Raw genomic sequence first — 18,020 nt, 5'->3', positions numbered from 1 at the left:
TTGACATAGCTCATCCACCGTGGATCATATGGCTCATGGGGTCGCGATCACCCCACGAGGCGCCAGCCGAAGAGTCGCGTCCAACAAAGCCGCTAGAACGGAGGACGCGCGATGCCGTCATTTACCGAAATCTCAACCGATAAACTGAACCGCCTCATCGGGACGCCAGGTGCGCCTGCCTTGATCGATGTGCGCAATGACGAGGACTTTTCCGCCGATCCCCGTCTCATTCCCGGATCGGTGCGCAGGCCATTCAAGGATGTGGAGTTGTGGGGCGCTGAAATCCGAAGCCCGGCCGTCATCGTCTGCCACCATGGCGCCAAGCTCAGCCACGGCGTTGCCGCGCATCTTCGGGTCATGGGTGTGCAGGCCGAAACACTCGAAGGCGGGTTCGAGGCATGGATCAAGGCAGGCGGTCTCGCAGTGCCCGAGGATAAGCTGCCGCCTCGCGACGCGAAGGGGAGGACTGTTTGGGTCACTCGTGGCCGCCCGAAGATCGATCGCATCGCGTGCCCCTGGTTGATCCGCCGTTTCGTGGATCCGGCGGCCGTTTTCCTGTTCGTTCCTACCCCTGAGGTGCTGATGGTGGCCGACCGTTTCGGGGCAACAGCTTTCGATATCGAGGACGTCTTCTGGAGCCACCGCGGCGATCGATGCTCCTTTGACGTCATGGTCGAGGAGTTCGCTCTTCAATCCCAGCCGCTCCTCAGGCTGGCGACGATCGTCAGGGCCGCCGACACTGCGAGGCTCGATCTCGCGCCCGAAGCGGCGGGATTGCTGGCGGCCTCGCTCGGACTTTCGCGGATGTTTGCCGACGACCTCGAGCAATTGCAGGCGGGTATGACCTTGTACGATGCCTTCTATCGATGGTGCCGCGATGCGACCGACGAGACACACAATTGGCCCTCTGCGAAAAAAGGAAACTGAGATGGCCAACCTTGTGACGGATACGCCCGCCGACAAGACGGCGGGTCGGACGAGCCACGGCATCCCCTTTGGCGAGGCGTTTCGTGTCTGGCTGCGCGTGGCGGCGTTGAGCTTCGGTGGCCCAGCCGGGCAGATCGCCGTCATGCACAGGATTGTCGTCGACGAAAAGAAGTGGATCGGCGAACATCGGTTTCTGCATGCCCTCAACTACTGCATGCTGTTGCCCGGGCCCGAGGCGCAGCAACTCGCCATCTACATCGGTTGGCTCATGCATAGGACGGCGGGAGGGCTTGTGGCTGGTATCCTTTTCGTCCTGCCCGGCTTCCTGTCCATCCTTGCCCTCAGCTACGTCTACGTGGTGTTTGGAAACCTCGACGCCGTCGAGGGGATGTTCTTCGGCCTCAAGGCCGCCGTGCTTGCGGTCGTTGTGCAAGCCGTCATTCGGATCGGGGGCAGGGCGCTCAGGAATCCCGCGATGGTCGCCATCGCGGCCGCGGCCTTCGTGGGCATCTTTGTTCTTCACGTGCCGTTCCCGCTGATCATTCTGATCGCGGCGATCACAGGTTTCGTGGGTTCGAAGTCCGGCTCGCGGCTTTTCCAGGCCGGCAACGGCCACAAAGCCGCTGCCGGTCACGCCCTTGCAGATGCGGATTCCGCACTTGGCGAGGAAACGCCGATCCATGCGCGGCCGAACCTGGTGTGGTCGCTTAAGATTTCGGCTGTGCTGCTGGCGCTCTGGCTCGGGCCGCTTCTGCTGCTCTATGTTTTTCGCGGCGGCGATGATGTGTTCACGCAGATTGGTGTCTTCTTCAGCAAGATGGCCGTCGTTACCTTTGGCGGCGCATATGCCGTGCTTGCCTATGTCGCGCAGGAGGCGGTGCAGCACTATGGCTGGCTGCGCCCGACGGAGATGCTCGACGGTCTCGGCATGGCCGAGACCACGCCGGGGCCACTGATCATGGTTCTACAATTCGTGGGGTTCATGGGCGCCTACCGCGATCCCGGTAACCTCGATCCGATCACATCAGCGACGCTGGCAGCGATGCTTACGACCTGGGTGACGTTCGTGCCATGCTTCCTCTGGATTTTCCTCGGTGCGCCTTTCATTGAAAAGCTCCGGGGCAATGCGACGCTGGCGAGCGCGATGTCGGCTATCACCGCTGCCGTCGTGGGCGTCATCCTGAACCTCGCCATCTGGTTCGGTCTGCACTTCCTGTTTACCGAGACCAGCATCCACCGGTTTGGTCCTATTTGGATCGAGCTGCCCGTATGGTCGTCGCTGGCCCTGCCGTCGCTCGTTCTTAGCGTCGCCGCCGCCATTGCAATCTTCCGGTTCAGAATGTCGGTTATTCCGACGCTGCTCGCATGTGCAGTGGCCGGAATGGCCTGGAGGCTGTTCGGGACACTCTGAAGCGATTGCGGGGGGAATCCGCTTTCGGAGATGCCCGCAAATTGTCCGCCTCTTGCGCCGGAACCCAATCCTTTCTATATCCTCGCCAACGAAAGTCCGGCGGCCGATCCCGCGCGGACACCTGAAATCCGCCGGCTCTGATGGGCGGATTGCAACAAGCTTAGAATTGGCAGCCACCCGTGAACACACTGGATTTTGACAAGAAGCCGGAAGATACCCGCGTTGTCGTCGCCATGTCCGGCGGCGTTGACAGCTCCGTGGTGGCAGGCATTCTCAAACGTCAGGGCTATGACGTGATCGGCATCACGCTGCAGCTTTACGACCACGGTGCGGCCGTTCACCGCGCCGGTTCCTGCTGTGCCGGCCAGGATATTGACGATGCCCGTCGCGTTTGCGAGACGCTCGGCATCCCGCACTATGTCTTGGACTACGAGAAGCGGTTCCGCGACACGGTGATCAACCCCTTCATGGAAAGCTATGTGGCCGGAGAGACGCCAATCCCCTGCGTCTCGTGCAATCAGACCGTCAAGTTCGCGGATCTCCTGGCAACCGCCAAGGAGCTCGGCGCCGACGCACTGGCGACCGGTCACTACATTCGCTCGCGGCCCAATCCGGCTCCCGGCAATCCCGGTCGCCGCGCGCTTTATCGCCCGGCCGATGCCGATCGCGACCAAAGCTACTTCCTGTTCGCGACGACACAGGAGCAGATCGATTATCTGCGCTTCCCGCTTGGCGGTCTGCCCAAGGCCGAAACCCGCAAGCTTGCCGAAGAAATGGGTCTGGTGGTCGCCAAGAAGGCTGACAGCCAGGACATCTGTTTCGTGCCGCAGGGCAAATACTCCGACATCATCAACAAGCTGAAGCCGAATGCGGCCCTCGCCGGCGAGATCGTCCACCTCGACGGCCGCGTGCTGGGCCAGCATGAAGGCATCCTGCATTACACCATCGGCCAGCGCCGCGGCATCGGGATTGCCACCGGCGAGCCGCTCTACGTCGTCTATCTCGATGCTCGCTCGCGTCGGGTTATCGTCGGGCCGAAAGAAGCGCTGGAAACGCACCGTGTCTATCTGCGCGATGTCAACTGGCTGGGCGACGAGCCGCTTGCCGAGGCGGCCTCTGGCGAGGGCTTCGCTTGCTTTGCCAAGGTCCGCTCGACGCGTGCACCGACACCCGCTGTCCTGCATGCCGATGCGACCGGTATCTATGTCGACCTCGCAATCGGGGAAGCCGGCGTTGCGCCGGGCCAGGCCTGTGCACTCTATTCGGCGCCCGGCGACGACGCGCGGGTTTATGGTGGTGGTTTCATCGAACGCTCTGAGCGCGAACCGGCGGCGGAAGCCTCGCTAAAGGCGCTGCTGGCCAGCCCAGTCGCAGCCTGAAAAAGCCCGTGGTATTTTCTCGATCATGCGCTTGACATAAAGCCGAGGCGCACCTTATAAGCCGCTCATCCCACGGGCCTCCGCATCGCGAACGGCACCGTTGACCAGTGGCGGAGTAGCTCAGTAGGTCAGAGCAGAGGAATCATAATCCTTGTGTCGGGGGTTCAAATCCCTCCTCCGCTACCATTAAAACAGTGTCCACCCGGCAGAAATATCCTGCAGCAGCAGGCCCGCTTCGATGCATTCGTCAGCGAATTCAATACCGAACGGCCGCATGAAGCCCTGGCGATGAAGGTGCCGGTCGATCTCTACACGCCATCGGCGCGCCGATATAACGGGCTACCGGAGATCGATTATCCGTTCCACGACCGTGACGCACTGGTGACCAATTGCGGCCGCATCTGCATGCACCGCAAGAAGATCAATATCTCCACCGTGCTGGCCGGACAGAAACTCGGCATCAAGGAAGTCGACGACGGTATTTGGCTCGTCAGCTTCATGCACTATGATCTCGGATATATCGACCTGGAGCAGAGGACCTTGCAAACCATCGACAACCCGTTCGGCACGAGCTTGTCACCCATGTCTTAGAGGTACGATCTGTTACCTATGTCTCAGGTCGGGCACAGCCGACAATTCCGGTCCGGCGATTCCAGATAGCCATCCCTTGATTTCGTACTGATATTGTTCGCCAGCTTTGCGCGGGTAGACGACCACAGCGGAAACGACCTCCCTGAACGCCTTCGCCATTGCAAGGCTTGGCTCCGCGCCTCGCACCCTCAGGATTTCCGCAAGGCTCTCCAAATCTTCCCTGAACTTCTCGACCGCCTTTGGCTTGATCTCGATGATGTTCGTTGGCGGTTCCTCCGCCTCAAGATCTGCCTTCAACCGGCTGCGTTCGGATTTGAGCCCAGGCAGAATTGCCAGAACGTCGTCTTCGTCGATCGTTCCTTTTGCCACCTGTTCTAGCACGCGCGCAATCTGTCCCTGCACGTCCGCCAGCGCGGTTTCCTTCGCACCCCGGCTGTTGCGGCGTTCCATGGCAATTCGCTTGCTCTCGGCCTTGTATTCCTCGACATAGGCGTCGATGACGGCGGTATCGGCAAACATCCCGCGTAGGCGCTCGATTACGTCTCGCTCGATCTTCTCTACATAATATCGGCCATTATTATCACAGCTGCCGGATTCCTTATGCGTGCTGCAAACGACACGTGGTCCCGATCGATCGGCGCCGACGATTGATAAGCCATCTTACCTTGGCGTCCATCGGGGTTAGACACCCTTTTTGGACAAACTGGGCCAGACGAACATTCGGATTGTACTTAGGACAAGGTGAAACAACCTTGAACCCCATCGATTGAAGGCCCGCTCTATACCAGCCGCATCACTGCCGGCGGGAAACAGTGCCTGCAAGCGCCTTGTAAACTCGGGTGTAAAGGCCTGTTTCTTCCCTTCGGGAGGTCCGCATCCGTCACTGAACATGTCCCCTTCGTAGACAGCCCTCAAATCGCGCAGCAACGGAGGCAGGTGGCGATCGCATCCCCAGCATCCCGATAGCATGACGCAGATGCTGATCAGCGCGGCAAAGCGTGTCGTCATGGACCTTACCGCTCCCTGGGAACATGCTGTGCCTCCACTCTCCATTGGTGCAGCGTGACAGGGGGTGCACGCGAGAGTCAAGCTGTCTTGGGGTCGCCTAAACGGTGTAATAGACACAAACACCGGTCCCCTTCATGCTCCGATGCAGGGGGATGACATGGCGTACATCGATCTTGGAGCTCTGGTTAGTCGGGAATCCGTTCTTAGCCTTGTGGTGGGCGTACTGGTAGGGTTACTGGCGTACCATGTAATTTCGAAACTGATGGCCGCTCGCCAACGATCCGATGCAGCCAAATCAGACATCGAGCGACGCTTCCGAAGCGTTTTCGCCATCATGGATGAAGGGCGCCGCCAGTCATTGATCCGCTACCATATGGAAAAATACGAGTGCGGTCGTGAGGACGCCATGCGCCGGGCAGTCGAGGAGCGTGAGCGCGATTCCAACAGGTGGTAGCTCAGGCTTCAGCGTCGTGCGTCCACCCTCCCGGCCGGGATACCGTCTTACGCGCCGTTCGCTCGCTATCTGGAAGGCAAGAAGTTTGCAGTTCTCCGAAATAGCTATCGGAGAGGTCGACCTTGAATGGAGGCGCGTGTGCGCTCGAAGCTTGGTGGAGAGATTGACGAAAGCACTGAGCCAAAGTGCTTTTCCAGTTCCTTGGCGAGGTCGTCCGCCGAGGTCATCCCGCCTTGCAAACGTTCGACAAGCAGTTTCGCCGCGACATTGTATCGTTCAGGATGCTTAATGCTACTGGCTGAAGAATATCCAGCCGCATCCAACACGCCTTGCAACATGAGGAGGTCTTTAGACTTCAAGACCGCGTGTAATTCGGAAGACATCTCGGTCCTCCTTCGCATTTGGGGCAGGGCCTTCAGCCCTAAGGCAGCAGCGCCCGTATCATAGGCTGCTGGCCGGTGGACCATGCACGACCTGCCCTCCGCGCGCAATCGAATTCATGCAAGTTTTATTTTTATTCGAGATTGTTAACAAAACTAAAGATTGAGGTTGCGGTCAGGGCAAGAAGCGTCTATATCGGCCCCATCGGCATTGCTGATGAGCGCTGGAAAACGTCTGCCGCTCGCAAATGTCGAAATTGCTTTCCGCTTTTGACCACGGATGTACTGGCACTGGTGTGAATGGCGATGTGAGGAAGGTCGGTGCGGTTCGCCCCGGCCTTTTTTTACGCTTCAGCGCCGCTTCTTCGGCCTCTCTCGCCTTGGGGGAGGCTCGAACAGTTCCGGATTCCCGTTAACGGGGATGCCAGCATCTTTGGCCGCCATGATGAAGGCTGCCCGTGCCGCCTCTGCATTGGTCTGCGTTTCCAATGCTCTCAGGCAAGCCTCAAGGGCTCCCCGCCACGCGTCTCCCTGCTGCTCCTCCGGCCATCGCTGCGTCAGAATCTCGGCCATGCCCTCGACGGTGGTCACCACGCGATAGACACCGGGGCGAACGTCGATCGCTATCCCGAGCGCTCTGATCAGCATGTCTGTAGGTGCCGGCACGGCACGCTACTCCTCCACGCTCCCGAACATCATCTCTCCGCCCTTCGCACCGCACGTCTGACACTTTAGCCGAGGTTGGATTTCGTCGATATAGGCGTGCCGCAAGCTTGGTGGCAGACTGCCACGATCGAACCGGCGTTCCGCTCCGCAGGCATGGCACTTGGCCACGATGTCCACGTGGTGCGGGACGTAGTGAATGCAGCCGGGGTTCCAATTTGAATTGATGAATCGCATGAGCGTCTCCTCGTAAGGATCGACCGCCGCATGTCGATGGTTTGGAAATCTGCCCCCGCCCGGGCATCATGACAGATGGCGATGTTCGCAAGCCGCGTCAACCGGCGTGGCTTCCTTGCAGTTCGAAAATCACGACCCGCCTGGTCGCGACCAAGCGCTTCGATGGCCGCAGCGGTGGCCGGCTGAATCATACTGCCAGTCGTACTGGCAATTCCCTCTGTAGTAGGATGGTGGGGCGTAATAATTGCCGCCCCCGCAGTTGCCGTTTGCGCAGACGGCTACAGCCGTTCCGACGAGTGCAACGGCCACCAGCGCCGCAGCTGCTTGCTTCTGCTGCAGAACCATCTGCTGACATTCAGGAATACTGAGGCCTCGCCTATTTAGCTCGGTTACGAGCTGCTGCTGGAACAGTGGGTCTTGTGTTTCGAGCACCGTCTTGCAGAGTGCGCCTTGCTGACCGCGGATGGTTTCTTGTTGAATTCAGCTTGTGTCGTAGTGCAGCTCGCCAGCGCGAGCGAAATCGCTGCGGCGTTGATGCGCCGAGCCCAAACAGTCATTTTCACAGTAGACCCCTTAATTGCCCGGGGCGAGCATCGCAGAAATTTCTGCTACGTCAAATTGCATGTTGGTACATCGTTAACACAGCCTTCGGGTGTGATTGCACTCGAAGCTTATCCACTGCCTGCGCCAAAACAGTGCGGCTACCTGTGGACCTTAGCGATTGCGAAACGCTACCCCGCAAGTCGCATATCTTTCGGCCGTTACCTCTCCGAAGCTCCTCTCATCACGAGGGAGAACCATGCAGGACAATATCAGACCGATTGCGCCAATCAGTGTTGCCGGCTTAACGCCAAAATCACCGGAAACTGGGATGCCTATCTGTGAGGTGGTCGATCCAACGACACTCCATGTCGACCCGGCCTATCAACGAAACGTTGGTGAGAAGGGGGATGCGCCAAATCCGGAGAATAATCGAGGGGTTCGATTGGGCGAAGTTTAAGCCGCCGATCTGCGCGTACGCCGAGTGCGACGGAAAAACGATACTGAAGGTACTAGATGGCCAGCACACGGCGATAGCCGCTGCGTCAAATCCACACGTGCGCATGATCCCGGTGATGATCGTCGAGGCGGATGACACTGTTGCCCAAGCGAAGGCGTTCATAGGTCAGAACATCGACCGCGTTGGTGTAACCACTCTTCAGCTGCACCAGGCGGCGTTGGCCGCAGCCGACGAGGATGCGCAAACCTTGGAATTGGTTTGCTCTCGGGCGAACGTCAAAGTTCTGAAGACGACGAACGCATACACGGGTACCGGCACACGACAGACGATAGCCATCAAGCAGGTAGAAGCGCTCATCAACAGACGCGGCCCGATCGTTGCTCGCGAAATCCCTGAGGTGCTTGCCAACGCGGAACGCGGGCCGCTGACAGCACCTCAGATCAAGGCTGTCGAACTGCTGATGACCGATCCCGAGTATTGCGACAAAATCACTCCGGAAGACGTGACCGATTCCATAGTCGATCTGTTGTTTACAGCGGAGGACGAGGCCAAGCTATTCGCGGCTACCCATAAGGTTCAGTTCTGGAGGGCGTTGGCGATTACGTGGTTCAGGAAGTGCAAGAAGCCTCGGCAGCCCGTAGTGCGAGCCGCTTAGCGATTGCGTGACGGCGAAGCGCCCCGGTCGACGGGGCGTTGACTCCCGTTTCCGACGACGGCGTTCGCTGGCTCAGGAGCACATTTCCGCCTTGTCTTCAGATAATTAGCGATAGCTCGTTTCAACGCAATTTGCCATGTTCCTAAGCTGATCTCGGTCCGTTCACCCTGTCGGCTGTCGTGACCACAACGGACCTCCGCTACCACTCGTCTCTTTGTCCTCACCGAAGACATAAGTAACAGTTTGCCTCTAAGACATGGTGACAAGCTCGTGCCGTACGGGTTGTCGATGGTTTGAAGGTCCTCTGCTCCAAATCGATATAGTGAACTGCCGCCGCCGATCGTTAGTGCAACCGGACGCAAATTCTCGGAATTTTGACACGGACTTTGGCCGGTCCCGTAAACTGGGGCCCGAGACCCACGCCAAGTTGCTCGAAGAAGGTGTACGCTTTACCTTCGAGGCGCAGCCCTAGGGAGATACGCTCACTCCGCTACTCGCCACTGATGTTAAAGGCATCAGGCGCTAAGGCATTGGCAAGCGCGATTGATAGGCTCTCACGTGTCCGGAAACCGGCTTCGATCAGGTCAAGTGCCGTGACGATTACCGCCCGAGCGCACTCGCTTTCCGGGTCTATTTGGTTTGCTTGGCACCAGGCTTGGATGACGGACGTGAGGACTTCAACTTCTCCATTCTCCAATGTGAACGTAGGGAATTGCATGGTGGCGTTCCCTCGTAACGCCAAGAGCGCGTGGACGCTCTTGGTCGGACCGTCCCGTGCATCGGGTCCAACAGCACATTGTACGACTGATTCCCAAGACGGTCATTGAAAAAGCCCGCTCCGACCCGAGCACGTGGTGAAATAGCGATATTCGCCAGCGGCGTCTATGGAAACGCTGTGGCTACGTTTGTGAGGCGCTCCTTGCGCAATAGCCAACCCGCCATTACACTCGCAACGAGTGCAAGACGGCGGCTGCACGCTCAGGCTGGGCCCAGTGCTTGTTCTTGCGACGGCATTGTATTTCGCGATCGTGATCATCGTTGAGTTTTACAGACCGGGAAAAGCGCCAGGGAGGGGACAGCAGGGCATGTCGTACTTCGAAGAGCTGATACGCGCTAAGCGTTATTGGAATCGCTGGTTAAGATATCGCTTGGCTGCTCCGCGCGTTCCGAAGTTGGACGGCCTCTTTCTCGGAAAAACCGTCGTTGTTGCCGGCTCTGCGCCCTTTTCCACGAAGCCACAAGGCTGGAACGATTCGTTTCGCGTATTGACGATAAACGCCTCCCAGGTGGCGGCCCAGGGTTGGTTGCCCCAAGCGCCCGACGTGACATTGATGCAGTTCAATCAGATTGAAGGGCTCAATCCGGCCGCGGTCGAAGTTCGTAAAGTGCTCGAGCATAAGAAAACAGGACTGCTTTGCGTTCTCAATTGGCGGCACGAGCTCGAACGGCTGGTAAGAGGACTTCATGCCTTCGACTATCGCTATGACGAATTGAGGCTGATCAGCCGTCATGAGCGCATCGCCCTGATGCATAAGATGACAGGGAGACTGAACCTGGAATTGGAGGGCGAGGCGAAATGGTCCAATGGCGTCGTTGGCGCGGCCCTGGCACTCGCCAGCGGCGCGGCGAATGTGATTCTCACCGGCATCGATCCGCTCTCGAAGGGGCACCAATACAATTCGCTCAACCTTTTTCGCATGCATCAGGAAACCGATCTGCAAGCGCTTCAGATATTCAGTGAGCAAAGGCTTCCGATCTTCACGGCCGACCCGCATGTCGCTCAGTCGACGAAGCTGGCACTTTGGCCTCCTCGGGGGACCTAAGGACTTCAACGTCCGCGAAGTCTGATCAGCCGAGCCGGCGCGCCGACATAGATGCCGTCTGGAACCGTGGTTCCCCTGACGACGCTATTGGCTCCGATCACACAACCGCGACCAATATGGGCGCCGGCCAATATCTTTGCACCGGCGCCGATCCAGACGTCATCCTCGATCACGACCGGTGCTTTCCGTAGCGGCTGATCCTTTATGGGGGTCACCGGATCATCGAAGCCGTGCTCGAAAGAAACAATAGCGCACTGAGCTGCGATCCGTACGCCGTTTCCAATGCGGATGCCCCCGTGGCCGAGCAGGACCGTAAAGTCGTTGAGCGAAACATTGTTGCCGATCTCGACGCGTCCGCTCTGGGCATCAATCACGACGCCGTAGCGCATCGAGACACGGTCGCCAATCGCTATTGTTCCTCTCCGCCACCTGAAGCGCGGCCAATAAAGCATTTTGGGTTTCGCTCCGATCGTGAGGCGCCCGCCGCAGAAAATCGCGTAGAATTTGACGAGTTTGCCAAGGTTCACTGCTTATACCGTCACGAACTGAGGATTGATCGCGAGCGGCTTGTCGAGCCGCCTTGGGGTGTACGCGACATCCGGCCAGTTCTTGAGCCAAGGGGCGTCGTTGATGTGACGCCCTTCACTGGGTAGGCGATGTCTTCGCGGGAATCCCACCCGATACAGACCGAACGTTCCGCCACCAATCTTCTCCCTTGAATTAGCCGCTGCTGAAGGTGGACGACGAGTATTTGCAAAGTCAAGATCGAGCCAAGCCGGAATCGATGGCGCCTGCATCAAGGGAAGCTAAAACCTCGGTTCACAAGCGGTCGACGGGTTGCCTGGATATTGCGGAGTCTTAGCACGACCGCCAGGCCACCCGCATCCTTTGGGAGGAGAATGCTAAGAGGTTGCGCATGGCCTCACGTAGAAGCGACACGGCGCAGCGTGATCCCGGAGATGCGTTGAACGGGCTTCGCTACCAGTCAAATGACACATTTTCTTCTGTGGAACTTCTCATAAACTTCGGCTTCGGGTCTTTCTCTGTTGCTTACGCTATGCACGATAGTGGCCTGCAAGCGTGTCATCGTTGCCGCGTACACTGCTCGTCGAAATCACGGATCGGATTTGAGAATGGCGAAGAAGCCGAAGCTGGAGCATTCCGACCTCGCTGGTGAATTTACCGATGATGGCGTGACGGTACTCGTCGATATCTTCCGCCCGGCCGGCACGAATGGTGACTGGAAAATGGAAGTGGTGACTCAGCACGAGGACCTCATCGAATGGGAGGAGCCTTTTGCTACTGATCGCGAGGCGTTTGACGAGTTTCTGGCGACGGTCGCTCGCGAAGGGATCAGAACTTTTCTGGAAGAAGAGGACCCGTCGGTCCATTAGGCCTTGCTTCGTCGCGTGAAGGCGCGTGTCCGACAGGACAAATGATGAGTTGCGACCGGTGCTCTCACGTTCCGGAAAATTGGCCCGCCCTCGGGCCGGCCAGCGTTACTTGCCAGGCACTCCTATTTTTAAAGTTCTGGCTCGCCAAGAAAGTATATCCTGTGCTTTCCCAAGGTTTTACTTTTCCTGCCAGATTGTCAAGGACATAGTCGCCGGACCTCAGCCGCGCCAGCAGGACGACATGGTTGTTGCCGCCGCGGTCGATGACGACGGAAAGCGCCAATTTGTTCGACGCAAAGCCGGCGCCGAGCAGCGTTTTCAGTTTCAGCAGAGCATAATCTTCGCAGTCGCCTTTGTTGTTAACGGGTAGCGACCAGTACTCGGATTTTCCTGATGTCTGTGCGTCCGTCGCTGGTGCGACGCCGGCGTTGACCTGCCGATTCACCTTTTGAAGCAAAGGCATAGCCTCTTCGTCGGTCATCTCGTGACCGCCGCCGCCATGGCAAAGCCAGGCATAGCGCGCGCATGCCGAGGGAAAGCCAATCGGCGCTCCGATCGAGCGTGATGCGCGAAGGGTGGACCCTGCATAGCTCTCACCAGCAAACGCTGTGAAAACAAGTGTGAACGCTGCGAAAGCTGCCAAGGCCCGCATCGAAAACATCCTTTCGGCTGAGTATTGGACGGTTAATTATACACTTTTAAGCTGTTGCGCTTAATTAGAATTTTATATTTTAAAGGTTAACCATATACTAACGTTCTATGCTCGGTTTTCGAAAGTTATTCTTCTTTTTACTTTATTAGCGCTGTATAAATCTCGACGTTAACGCTCTGTTAACTGTGGGAGTGAGTAACTATGCGTAAAGAATTGCTGATAATTTCTGCCGGCATGGTGTTTCTTCTTGCGGGAACAAGCCTTGCCAGCGCACAGAGCCAACGGGTCAATTGTCGGACGGTAAAGCCAGGCACAATCGAAGCAAGATTATGCGGCCCGGTTGCGTCCATCAAAGTCAATAAGTTCGCCGATCCGGATCACCACAGCGACCAATTCGCGAGCGGCACGCGCGCAGCACGCAACTCCTCAGGCGGAGGGGGAAGCGGTTCTGGCAGTGGCAGCAACAACGGCACGACCAGCAGTACAGGCAATAGCAGCAGCCGCGGAGACGGCAGCAACCAGGGTGGGAGCAACCAGGGTGGCGGCAACCAGGGTGGCGGTACCGAAGGCGGCGGCAATCAGGGTGGCGGTAACGAAGGCGGCGGCAACCAGGGTGGCGGTACCGAAGGCGGCGGCAACCAGGGTGGCGGTACCGAAAGCGGCGGCAATCAGGGTGGCGGTAACGAAGGCGGCGGCAACCAGGGTGGCGGTACCGAAGGCGGCGGCAACCAGGGTGGCGGTAACGAAGGTGGCGGCAACCACGGCGGCGGCAACCACGGTGGTGGCAACCACGGCGGCGGCAACCACGGTGGTGGCAACCACGGCGGCGGCGGCAACCACGGTGGTGGCAACCACGGCGGTGGCGGCAACCACGGCGGCGGCAACCACGGTGGTGGCAACCACGGCGGTGGCAACCACGGTGGTGGCAACCACGGTGGTGGCAACCACGGTGGTGGCAACCACGGCGGCGGCAACCAGGGCGGCGGCAACCAGGGTGGCGGCAACCAGGGCGGCGGCAACCAGGGTGGCGGCAACCAGGGTGGCGGCAACCAGGGCGGCGGCAATCAGGGTGGCGGCAACCAGGGCGGCGGCAACCAGGGTGGCGGCAACCAGGGCGGCGGCAACCAGGGTGGCGGCAACCAGGGTGGCGGCAACCAGGGCGGCGGCAATCAGGGTGGCGGCAACCAGGGTGGCGGCAATCAGGGTGGCGGCAACCAGGGCGGCGGCAATCAGGGTGGTGGCAACCAGGGCGGCGGCAATCAGGGTGGCGGCAACCAGGGTGGCGGCAATCAGGGTGGCGGCAACCAGGGCGGCGGCAATCAGGGTGGTGGCAATCAGGGTGGCGGCAACCAGGGTGGCGGCAATGAGGGTGGCGGCAACCAGGGTGGCGGCAATCAGGGTGGCGGCAACGAGGGCGGCGGCAACCAGGGCGGCGGCAACCAGGGTGGCGGCAACCAGGGTGGCGGCAACGAGGGCGGCGGCAATCAGGGTGGTGGCAACGAGGGCGGCGGCAACCAGGGCGGCGGCAACGAGAGTGGCGGCAACCAGGGCGGCGGCCACGGCGGAAACCACTAAGGCTCTCACACGGCGACCAGCATCAGGTCAGAGAAGCAAAGCCCGGGCGTCTGTCCGGGCTTGGTCATTTCATGCAGGCCACTCGGTCGAGCAGTCTCAGAATTTGAAACCAACGCCAACGGTGACGACGTTCTGATTGAAGTCGGTATCCACGCCGAGCAAGTCCTTGCTGCCGTAGTCGTTGTAGCGATATTCGACCAGCCCGAAAATGTTGTCGGTGAAGGCATAGTCCAGGCCGGCTCCAACGGTCCAGCCCGAGAACGTGGCGTCGTCGTCGCCGATAGGGGTGTTCACATGGCCCCTCGCGCCGGTCCAGCCGGCCGCTCCATAGAATAGCGCGTGATCGAGGGCGTAGCCGACGCGGGCGCGGACCGAGCCTGTCGTGTCGAACTTGTATTCATTGCTACCGACGGTTTCCTCGTTCCAATTGTAGGAAACGTCGCCTTCGACGCCGAGCACGATATTGTTATCGAGCCGCCAGTTGTATCCGGTGAAGCCGCTGATGAGGCCGCCATTGAGGTTTGCGTCGCCGATGCCGGAGAAGTCACCATTTCCCCAGGCGCTGCCACCTTGCAGGCCGATATAAAAGCCGTTCCAAGTGAAAACCGGTGCCGCTTGTGCAACCGGGGCTGCCGGCGGCTCGCCCACAAGATCAGCGGCCAACGCCGCCCCTGCAAGACCAATAAAGGCCGCCGAGGCAGCAAGGATACGAGAATACATGATAAATCCCTCTCCTATGATAGGGGTCCACTCGGTTTGCGCGCCGATCGGGCCAGGCCCGATCGATGATCGCGGCCCATGCGGGGGCAGACAGACTTTCAGTGTAAGTGTCCGCCCACAGGACCAACGAGCTAACGTTGCCTCGTCAGAAAGGGTTCCATCACGAATTTCTGACGCGTGGAGGTGCCGGCAGAGTTGCGTTTTCGCGGCGCTTATGCGCTGGCCAACACTTCGTCGCGATCGAGGATAAAGGAGCGCGTCTCTTCGGCAGGCATCGCCTTGCCGAACAGGTAGCCCTGTCCGACATCGCAGCCGAGCCGAAGCAGGTGGCCGAGTTGGCGGTGCTCTTCGATACCTTCGGCTGTGGTCTGTATGTTGAGGCTGCGGCCAAGACCAAGCATGGCGCGGATGATTTTTTCCTGGCGCTCATCATCGCGGCAAGTCGCGATGAAGCTCTTGTCGATCTTGATCTTGTCAAAACGATAGCGAGCGAGCTGGGCGAGACTGGAATAGCCCGTGCCGAAATCGTCTAGAGCGATCTGGACGCCGGCATCGTGGAGTTCATCCAGAATGATCGCGGCAATTGCCGGATCCTGGATCAGTGCATTTTCGGTGATCTCGATCTCCAGGCGGTGCGGCGGAAGGCCGTTCGCCGAGAGCACCTTGAAGATGCGCGAGGCCAACAGCTTGTCCTCCATCTGCACCGGAGAGACGTTGAAGGAGAGAGTAACGTGGTCGTCCCAGGCCAAGGCGTCCCTGCAGGCCTGCGCCAGAAGATCTTCAAAAAGTTCGGTGATCAGTCCGGTCTCTTCGGCAATCCCGATGAATACCGGCGGTGGAATGGCGATGCCTTCTTCGTCTGTCCAGCGGGCGAGCGCCTCGAAGCCGCAGACCGTACCGCTCTTGAGATCGATCAACGGCTGATAGAAGGGGCGGATGGCCTTCTGCTGAATTGCGACGCGCAGTTTGGACTCCAATGTTGCGCGCTTTGCGACTTTGTCCTGCATCGAGGCTTCGAACACCATGTGGTAGTTGGGGCCGCGTGATTTGGCCTCGTACATGGCGAGGTCGGCTCGGTGAGCCGCATCCTCAAGCGCTTCTCGACCCTGCTCCCAGCGATCGTAACCGACGCTTGCACCGACTTCGACGGCGAACCCGTTGATATGGATGGGCCGTGTTACGGCCTGAATGAGCAAACGCGCAAAGCGTTCCTCGTGCTTGGAGGAGAGGCCAAGGGCAACGACGACGAACTCGTCGCCGCCGAAACGATAGACGCAGTCCGCGTTTCCGATCGCGCAGATCCGCTTTGCCACTTCGACCAGAAGGGCGTCACCGCCATTGTGGCCTACAAGGTCATTGACCTTCTTGAAGCCATCGAGATCTATCGAGAAGATTGTAACGTTCTGCTCCCACTCGTCGCCTTCGACGTCGGTCTTCGTCCTCCGGGGAAGGACTTTCCGCTCGAAAGCATAGCGGTTCGGAAGTTTGGTGAGGTGGTCGTGGGTTGCTGTCCAGTCGGCCTTGGTCTGGGCACTGGCCCGCAGTTCCATCTCCTTACGCAGGTCGACAATGCGCAGGATCGAATAGACGAAGCTCATCGCGCCACCGATGCCGAGCGCGAGGACTAGCTTGTCCGCGCCATAGTTCTCGTAAGCGCCGACGAAAGCGACGAGCCAGTTATCCAATTCCAGGATCGCGCCGAAGAGCCACAGCGTTACTCCCAACGCCATGACCAAAAGGCATTGCCTTCCGGCTCTGCTCTGGAAGAATACCGGCATGCTTCACCCATCTCCACCTGAGCGCCGGTGTATCATTGAAGTCTGAAGCGTTTGTTGAAACCAAAGGGCGAATTCTTGGTATCTGCGCCCGCCGAGAGCGGAGAGGCGGTTCGACAGGCGAGCGGTGCGGCCGCCCGCCTGTCGTTCTCAAAGCCGGATCATTAGGGATGCGCCGATGACGAGCAGAAGCAGGGTAACGGCGGCGGTCATACGTAGCAGGCGCGTGCGCCGCATCTGCGCGCCGCTCCAATCATAGGGCATGCTTGGTCCTCCCTGGGCAAGGAACACGGCCCGAACGTGTTGGGCCGGAAACCTATGGCATGGTTCGCTTGCGTAAGGCTGGCCTAAATTAACGCCCGGAAAATTAGGCGGCCGCGCCTTCGACGCGCAGCGACCACCTATTGCCATTGCTGGTCATGTGAACGATGGCCAGCGGTTCGATATCGGCGATCCAGAAGGAGGATACCGGCGCCTGCAGAGTGTTGATGATCGCTGCCCTGATGACCGCGGCATGAGTGATGGCGACGATATGGCCACCGGCCTGCAGGCGCTGGTGCATCCAGGCGTTTACACGCATGCAAACGGCGGCGATTGCCTCACCACCGTGCGGTGCTTCCTCCGGCCGCGCCATCCAGGCGGCAAGATTTTCCGGTTCGGCTTGCTGGATCTCGGCAATCGAGCGTCCCGACCAGCGGCCAAAATCGCAATCGGCGAGCGCCTCGGAGAATTCCGGTTGCAGGCCAAGTGCATCGGCCGTCTGCCGCGCGCGCAATGTCGGGCTGGCGAAGACGCTGTCGACGCGCCCGAGGCGGGGGGCGATTGCCTGAGTGGCAAGGATTGCCTTCTCGTTCAGCGGCTCGTCTTGCGGGAACCGCGCTTCGCGGTTGGCGGCAGTCGAACCATGGCAGATCCAAGTGAGGCGCGTCATCACGTTGGTTGTCTCCGGATAACGGGGAAGGTGGCCTGTCGCTGCATGAAGTCTCGTTGACAGGTTCGAAGCCGCAGATATAACGGTTATGTTGTGGGTTTGGAAACCGGTGAAATTCCGGTGCGGTCGCGCCACTGTGATCAGGATGAGGATACCTCGGACTGGAAGTCAGACCCTGCCACGCAATAATTCTCGACTGAACGCGTCATTCCAGGAGGAATTCATGTCTGACACCACTTTCGCGCCCGTCGCCGCACCTGCTCCGATTCCCGTTGCCGAGCTTTTGCCTTGGGCGATCTTTGGCGGTTTGCTGATGCTCATCGCCATCTATTTCGTCGGCACCGAAGAGGGCGCAATGGCGCTTTTCAACAGTATGTACGTGCACGAGTTCGTGCATGACGGCCGGCACCTCCTCGGCTTCCCCTGCCACTAAGGGGAGTTCCGG

At 59.3% G+C, this 18,020-nt stretch carries 18 protein-coding genes, 1 tRNA gene, 1 pseudogene and 1 riboswitch; of the genes and pseudogenes, 12 read left to right on the top strand and 8 right to left on the bottom strand.

What is annotated here, in order from left to right:
• The first annotated feature begins 111 nt into the window (after positions 1-111).
• The 5 genes and pseudogenes from ATY80_RS13235 to ATY80_RS13215 all read left to right on the top strand — a co-directional run.
• Positions 112-927: a sulfurtransferase/chromate resistance protein gene (locus ATY80_RS13235; RefSeq protein WP_088692868.1), complete on the top strand. Its 816-nt coding sequence runs from the start codon at positions 112-114 to the stop codon at positions 925-927.
• 1 nt (position 928) lies between these two features.
• Positions 929-2,338, top strand: coding sequence for a chromate efflux transporter (gene chrA / locus ATY80_RS13230; protein WP_088692867.1), 1,410 nt, complete (start codon positions 929-931; stop codon positions 2,336-2,338).
• 179 nt (positions 2,339-2,517) lie between these two features.
• A complete protein-coding gene (gene mnmA, locus ATY80_RS13225) occupies positions 2,518-3,717 on the top strand; it encodes a tRNA 2-thiouridine(34) synthase MnmA (protein ID WP_088692866.1) in 1,200 nt (399 codons plus the stop codon).
• A 109-nt stretch (positions 3,718-3,826) separates the two neighbouring features.
• Positions 3,827-3,903, top strand: a tRNA-Met gene (locus ATY80_RS13220).
• Positions 3,904-3,915: 12 nt separating this feature from the next.
• Positions 3,916-4,308 (top strand): annotated as a pseudogene (locus ATY80_RS13215) (IS481 family transposase); the annotation flags it as partial.
• Positions 4,309-4,320: 12 nt separating this feature from the next.
• On the opposite strand, the gene ATY80_RS13210 reads toward ATY80_RS13215, so the two are convergent.
• The gene (locus ATY80_RS13210; RefSeq protein ID WP_189637147.1) at positions 4,321-4,827 is read right to left on the bottom strand and encodes a hypothetical protein; all 507 of its coding nucleotides are present in this window, start codon (positions 4,825-4,827) and stop codon (positions 4,321-4,323) included.
• 646 nt (positions 4,828-5,473) lie between these two features.
• On the opposite strand from ATY80_RS13210, the gene ATY80_RS13200 reads away from it, so the two are divergent.
• Complete coding sequence (locus tag ATY80_RS13200) at positions 5,474-5,770, top strand: hypothetical protein (protein WP_245306841.1); 297 nt, start codon at positions 5,474-5,476, stop codon at positions 5,768-5,770.
• Positions 5,771-5,874: 104 nt separating this feature from the next.
• Here ATY80_RS13200 and ATY80_RS13195 read toward each other — a convergent pair whose 3' ends face one another.
• Positions 5,875-6,153 (bottom strand): hypothetical protein, encoded by a 279-nt coding sequence (locus tag ATY80_RS13195; RefSeq protein WP_088692904.1) that lies wholly within the window; start codon positions 6,151-6,153, stop codon positions 5,875-5,877.
• 348 nt (positions 6,154-6,501) lie between these two features.
• Positions 6,502-6,816 carry a DUF982 domain-containing protein gene (locus ATY80_RS13190; protein ID WP_245306840.1) on the bottom strand — a complete coding sequence of 105 codons (315 nt, stop codon included), beginning with the start codon at positions 6,814-6,816 and terminating at the stop codon, positions 6,502-6,504.
• Positions 6,817-7,500: 684 nt separating this feature from the next.
• On the opposite strand from ATY80_RS13190, the gene ATY80_RS28935 reads away from it, so the two are divergent.
• From ATY80_RS28935 to ATY80_RS13165, 3 genes are all read left to right on the top strand, one after another.
• Positions 7,501-7,935: a hypothetical protein gene (locus ATY80_RS28935; protein ID WP_189637146.1), complete on the top strand. Its 435-nt coding sequence runs from the start codon at positions 7,501-7,503 to the stop codon at positions 7,933-7,935.
• 23 nt (positions 7,936-7,958) lie between these two features.
• Positions 7,959-8,705 carry a hypothetical protein gene (locus ATY80_RS13175; protein WP_141105558.1) on the top strand — a complete coding sequence of 249 codons (747 nt, stop codon included), beginning with the start codon at positions 7,959-7,961 and terminating at the stop codon, positions 8,703-8,705.
• A 1,085-nt stretch (positions 8,706-9,790) separates the two neighbouring features.
• The gene (locus ATY80_RS13165; RefSeq protein ID WP_088692858.1) at positions 9,791-10,528 is read left to right on the top strand and encodes a membrane-anchored protein; all 738 of its coding nucleotides are present in this window, start codon (positions 9,791-9,793) and stop codon (positions 10,526-10,528) included.
• Positions 10,529-10,533: 5 nt separating this feature from the next.
• On the opposite strand, the gene ATY80_RS13160 is transcribed toward ATY80_RS13165, so the two are convergent.
• Positions 10,534-10,980 carry an acyltransferase gene (locus ATY80_RS13160; RefSeq protein ID WP_088692903.1) on the bottom strand — a complete coding sequence of 149 codons (447 nt, stop codon included), beginning with the start codon at positions 10,978-10,980 and terminating at the stop codon, positions 10,534-10,536.
• A 681-nt stretch (positions 10,981-11,661) separates the two neighbouring features.
• Between ATY80_RS13160 and ATY80_RS13155 the strand changes: the two genes are divergently transcribed.
• Positions 11,662-11,922, top strand: coding sequence for a hypothetical protein (locus ATY80_RS13155; RefSeq protein WP_007802691.1), 261 nt, complete (start codon positions 11,662-11,664; stop codon positions 11,920-11,922).
• Positions 11,923-11,986: 64 nt separating this feature from the next.
• Here the strand turns inward: ATY80_RS13155 and ATY80_RS13150 are convergent, their stop codons facing one another.
• Positions 11,987-12,574 carry a transglutaminase-like cysteine peptidase gene (locus ATY80_RS13150; RefSeq protein WP_088692902.1) on the bottom strand — a complete coding sequence of 196 codons (588 nt, stop codon included), beginning with the start codon at positions 12,572-12,574 and terminating at the stop codon, positions 11,987-11,989.
• Positions 12,575-12,775: 201 nt separating this feature from the next.
• Between ATY80_RS13150 and ATY80_RS30015 the strand changes: the two genes are divergently transcribed.
• Positions 12,776-14,149 carry a hypothetical protein gene (locus ATY80_RS30015; RefSeq protein ID WP_189637145.1) on the top strand — a complete coding sequence of 458 codons (1,374 nt, stop codon included), beginning with the start codon at positions 12,776-12,778 and terminating at the stop codon, positions 14,147-14,149.
• 96 nt (positions 14,150-14,245) lie between these two features.
• Here ATY80_RS30015 and ATY80_RS13135 read toward each other — a convergent pair whose 3' ends face one another.
• From ATY80_RS13135 to ATY80_RS13125, 3 genes are all read right to left on the bottom strand, one after another.
• Positions 14,246-14,869, bottom strand: coding sequence for an outer membrane protein (locus tag ATY80_RS13135; protein WP_088692857.1), 624 nt, complete (start codon positions 14,867-14,869; stop codon positions 14,246-14,248).
• Positions 14,870-15,081: 212 nt separating this feature from the next.
• The gene (locus tag ATY80_RS13130) at positions 15,082-16,647 is read right to left on the bottom strand and encodes an EAL domain-containing protein (RefSeq protein WP_088692856.1); all 1,566 of its coding nucleotides are present in this window, start codon (positions 16,645-16,647) and stop codon (positions 15,082-15,084) included.
• 364 nt (positions 16,648-17,011) lie between these two features.
• The gene (locus ATY80_RS13125; RefSeq protein ID WP_088692855.1) at positions 17,012-17,575 is read right to left on the bottom strand and encodes a histidine phosphatase family protein; all 564 of its coding nucleotides are present in this window, start codon (positions 17,573-17,575) and stop codon (positions 17,012-17,014) included.
• 43 nt (positions 17,576-17,618) lie between these two features.
• Positions 17,619-17,770, top strand: a riboswitch (cobalamin riboswitch).
• 28 nt (positions 17,771-17,798) lie between these two features.
• On the opposite strand from ATY80_RS13125, the gene ATY80_RS13120 reads away from it, so the two are divergent.
• Positions 17,799-18,008, top strand: a complete 210-nt coding sequence (locus ATY80_RS13120) for a CbtB domain-containing protein (protein WP_088692854.1) — start codon at positions 17,799-17,801, stop codon at positions 18,006-18,008.
• The last annotated feature ends 12 nt before the right edge of the window (positions 18,009-18,020 follow it).

Origin of the sequence: Rhizobium sp. R711 (assembly GCF_002211365.1) — a bacterium.
GTDB lineage: Bacteria > Pseudomonadota > Alphaproteobacteria > Rhizobiales > Rhizobiaceae > Rhizobium.
The sequence above is the reverse complement of the archived record's forward strand: the minus strand, read 5'-3'. Positions and strand labels throughout refer to the sequence as shown.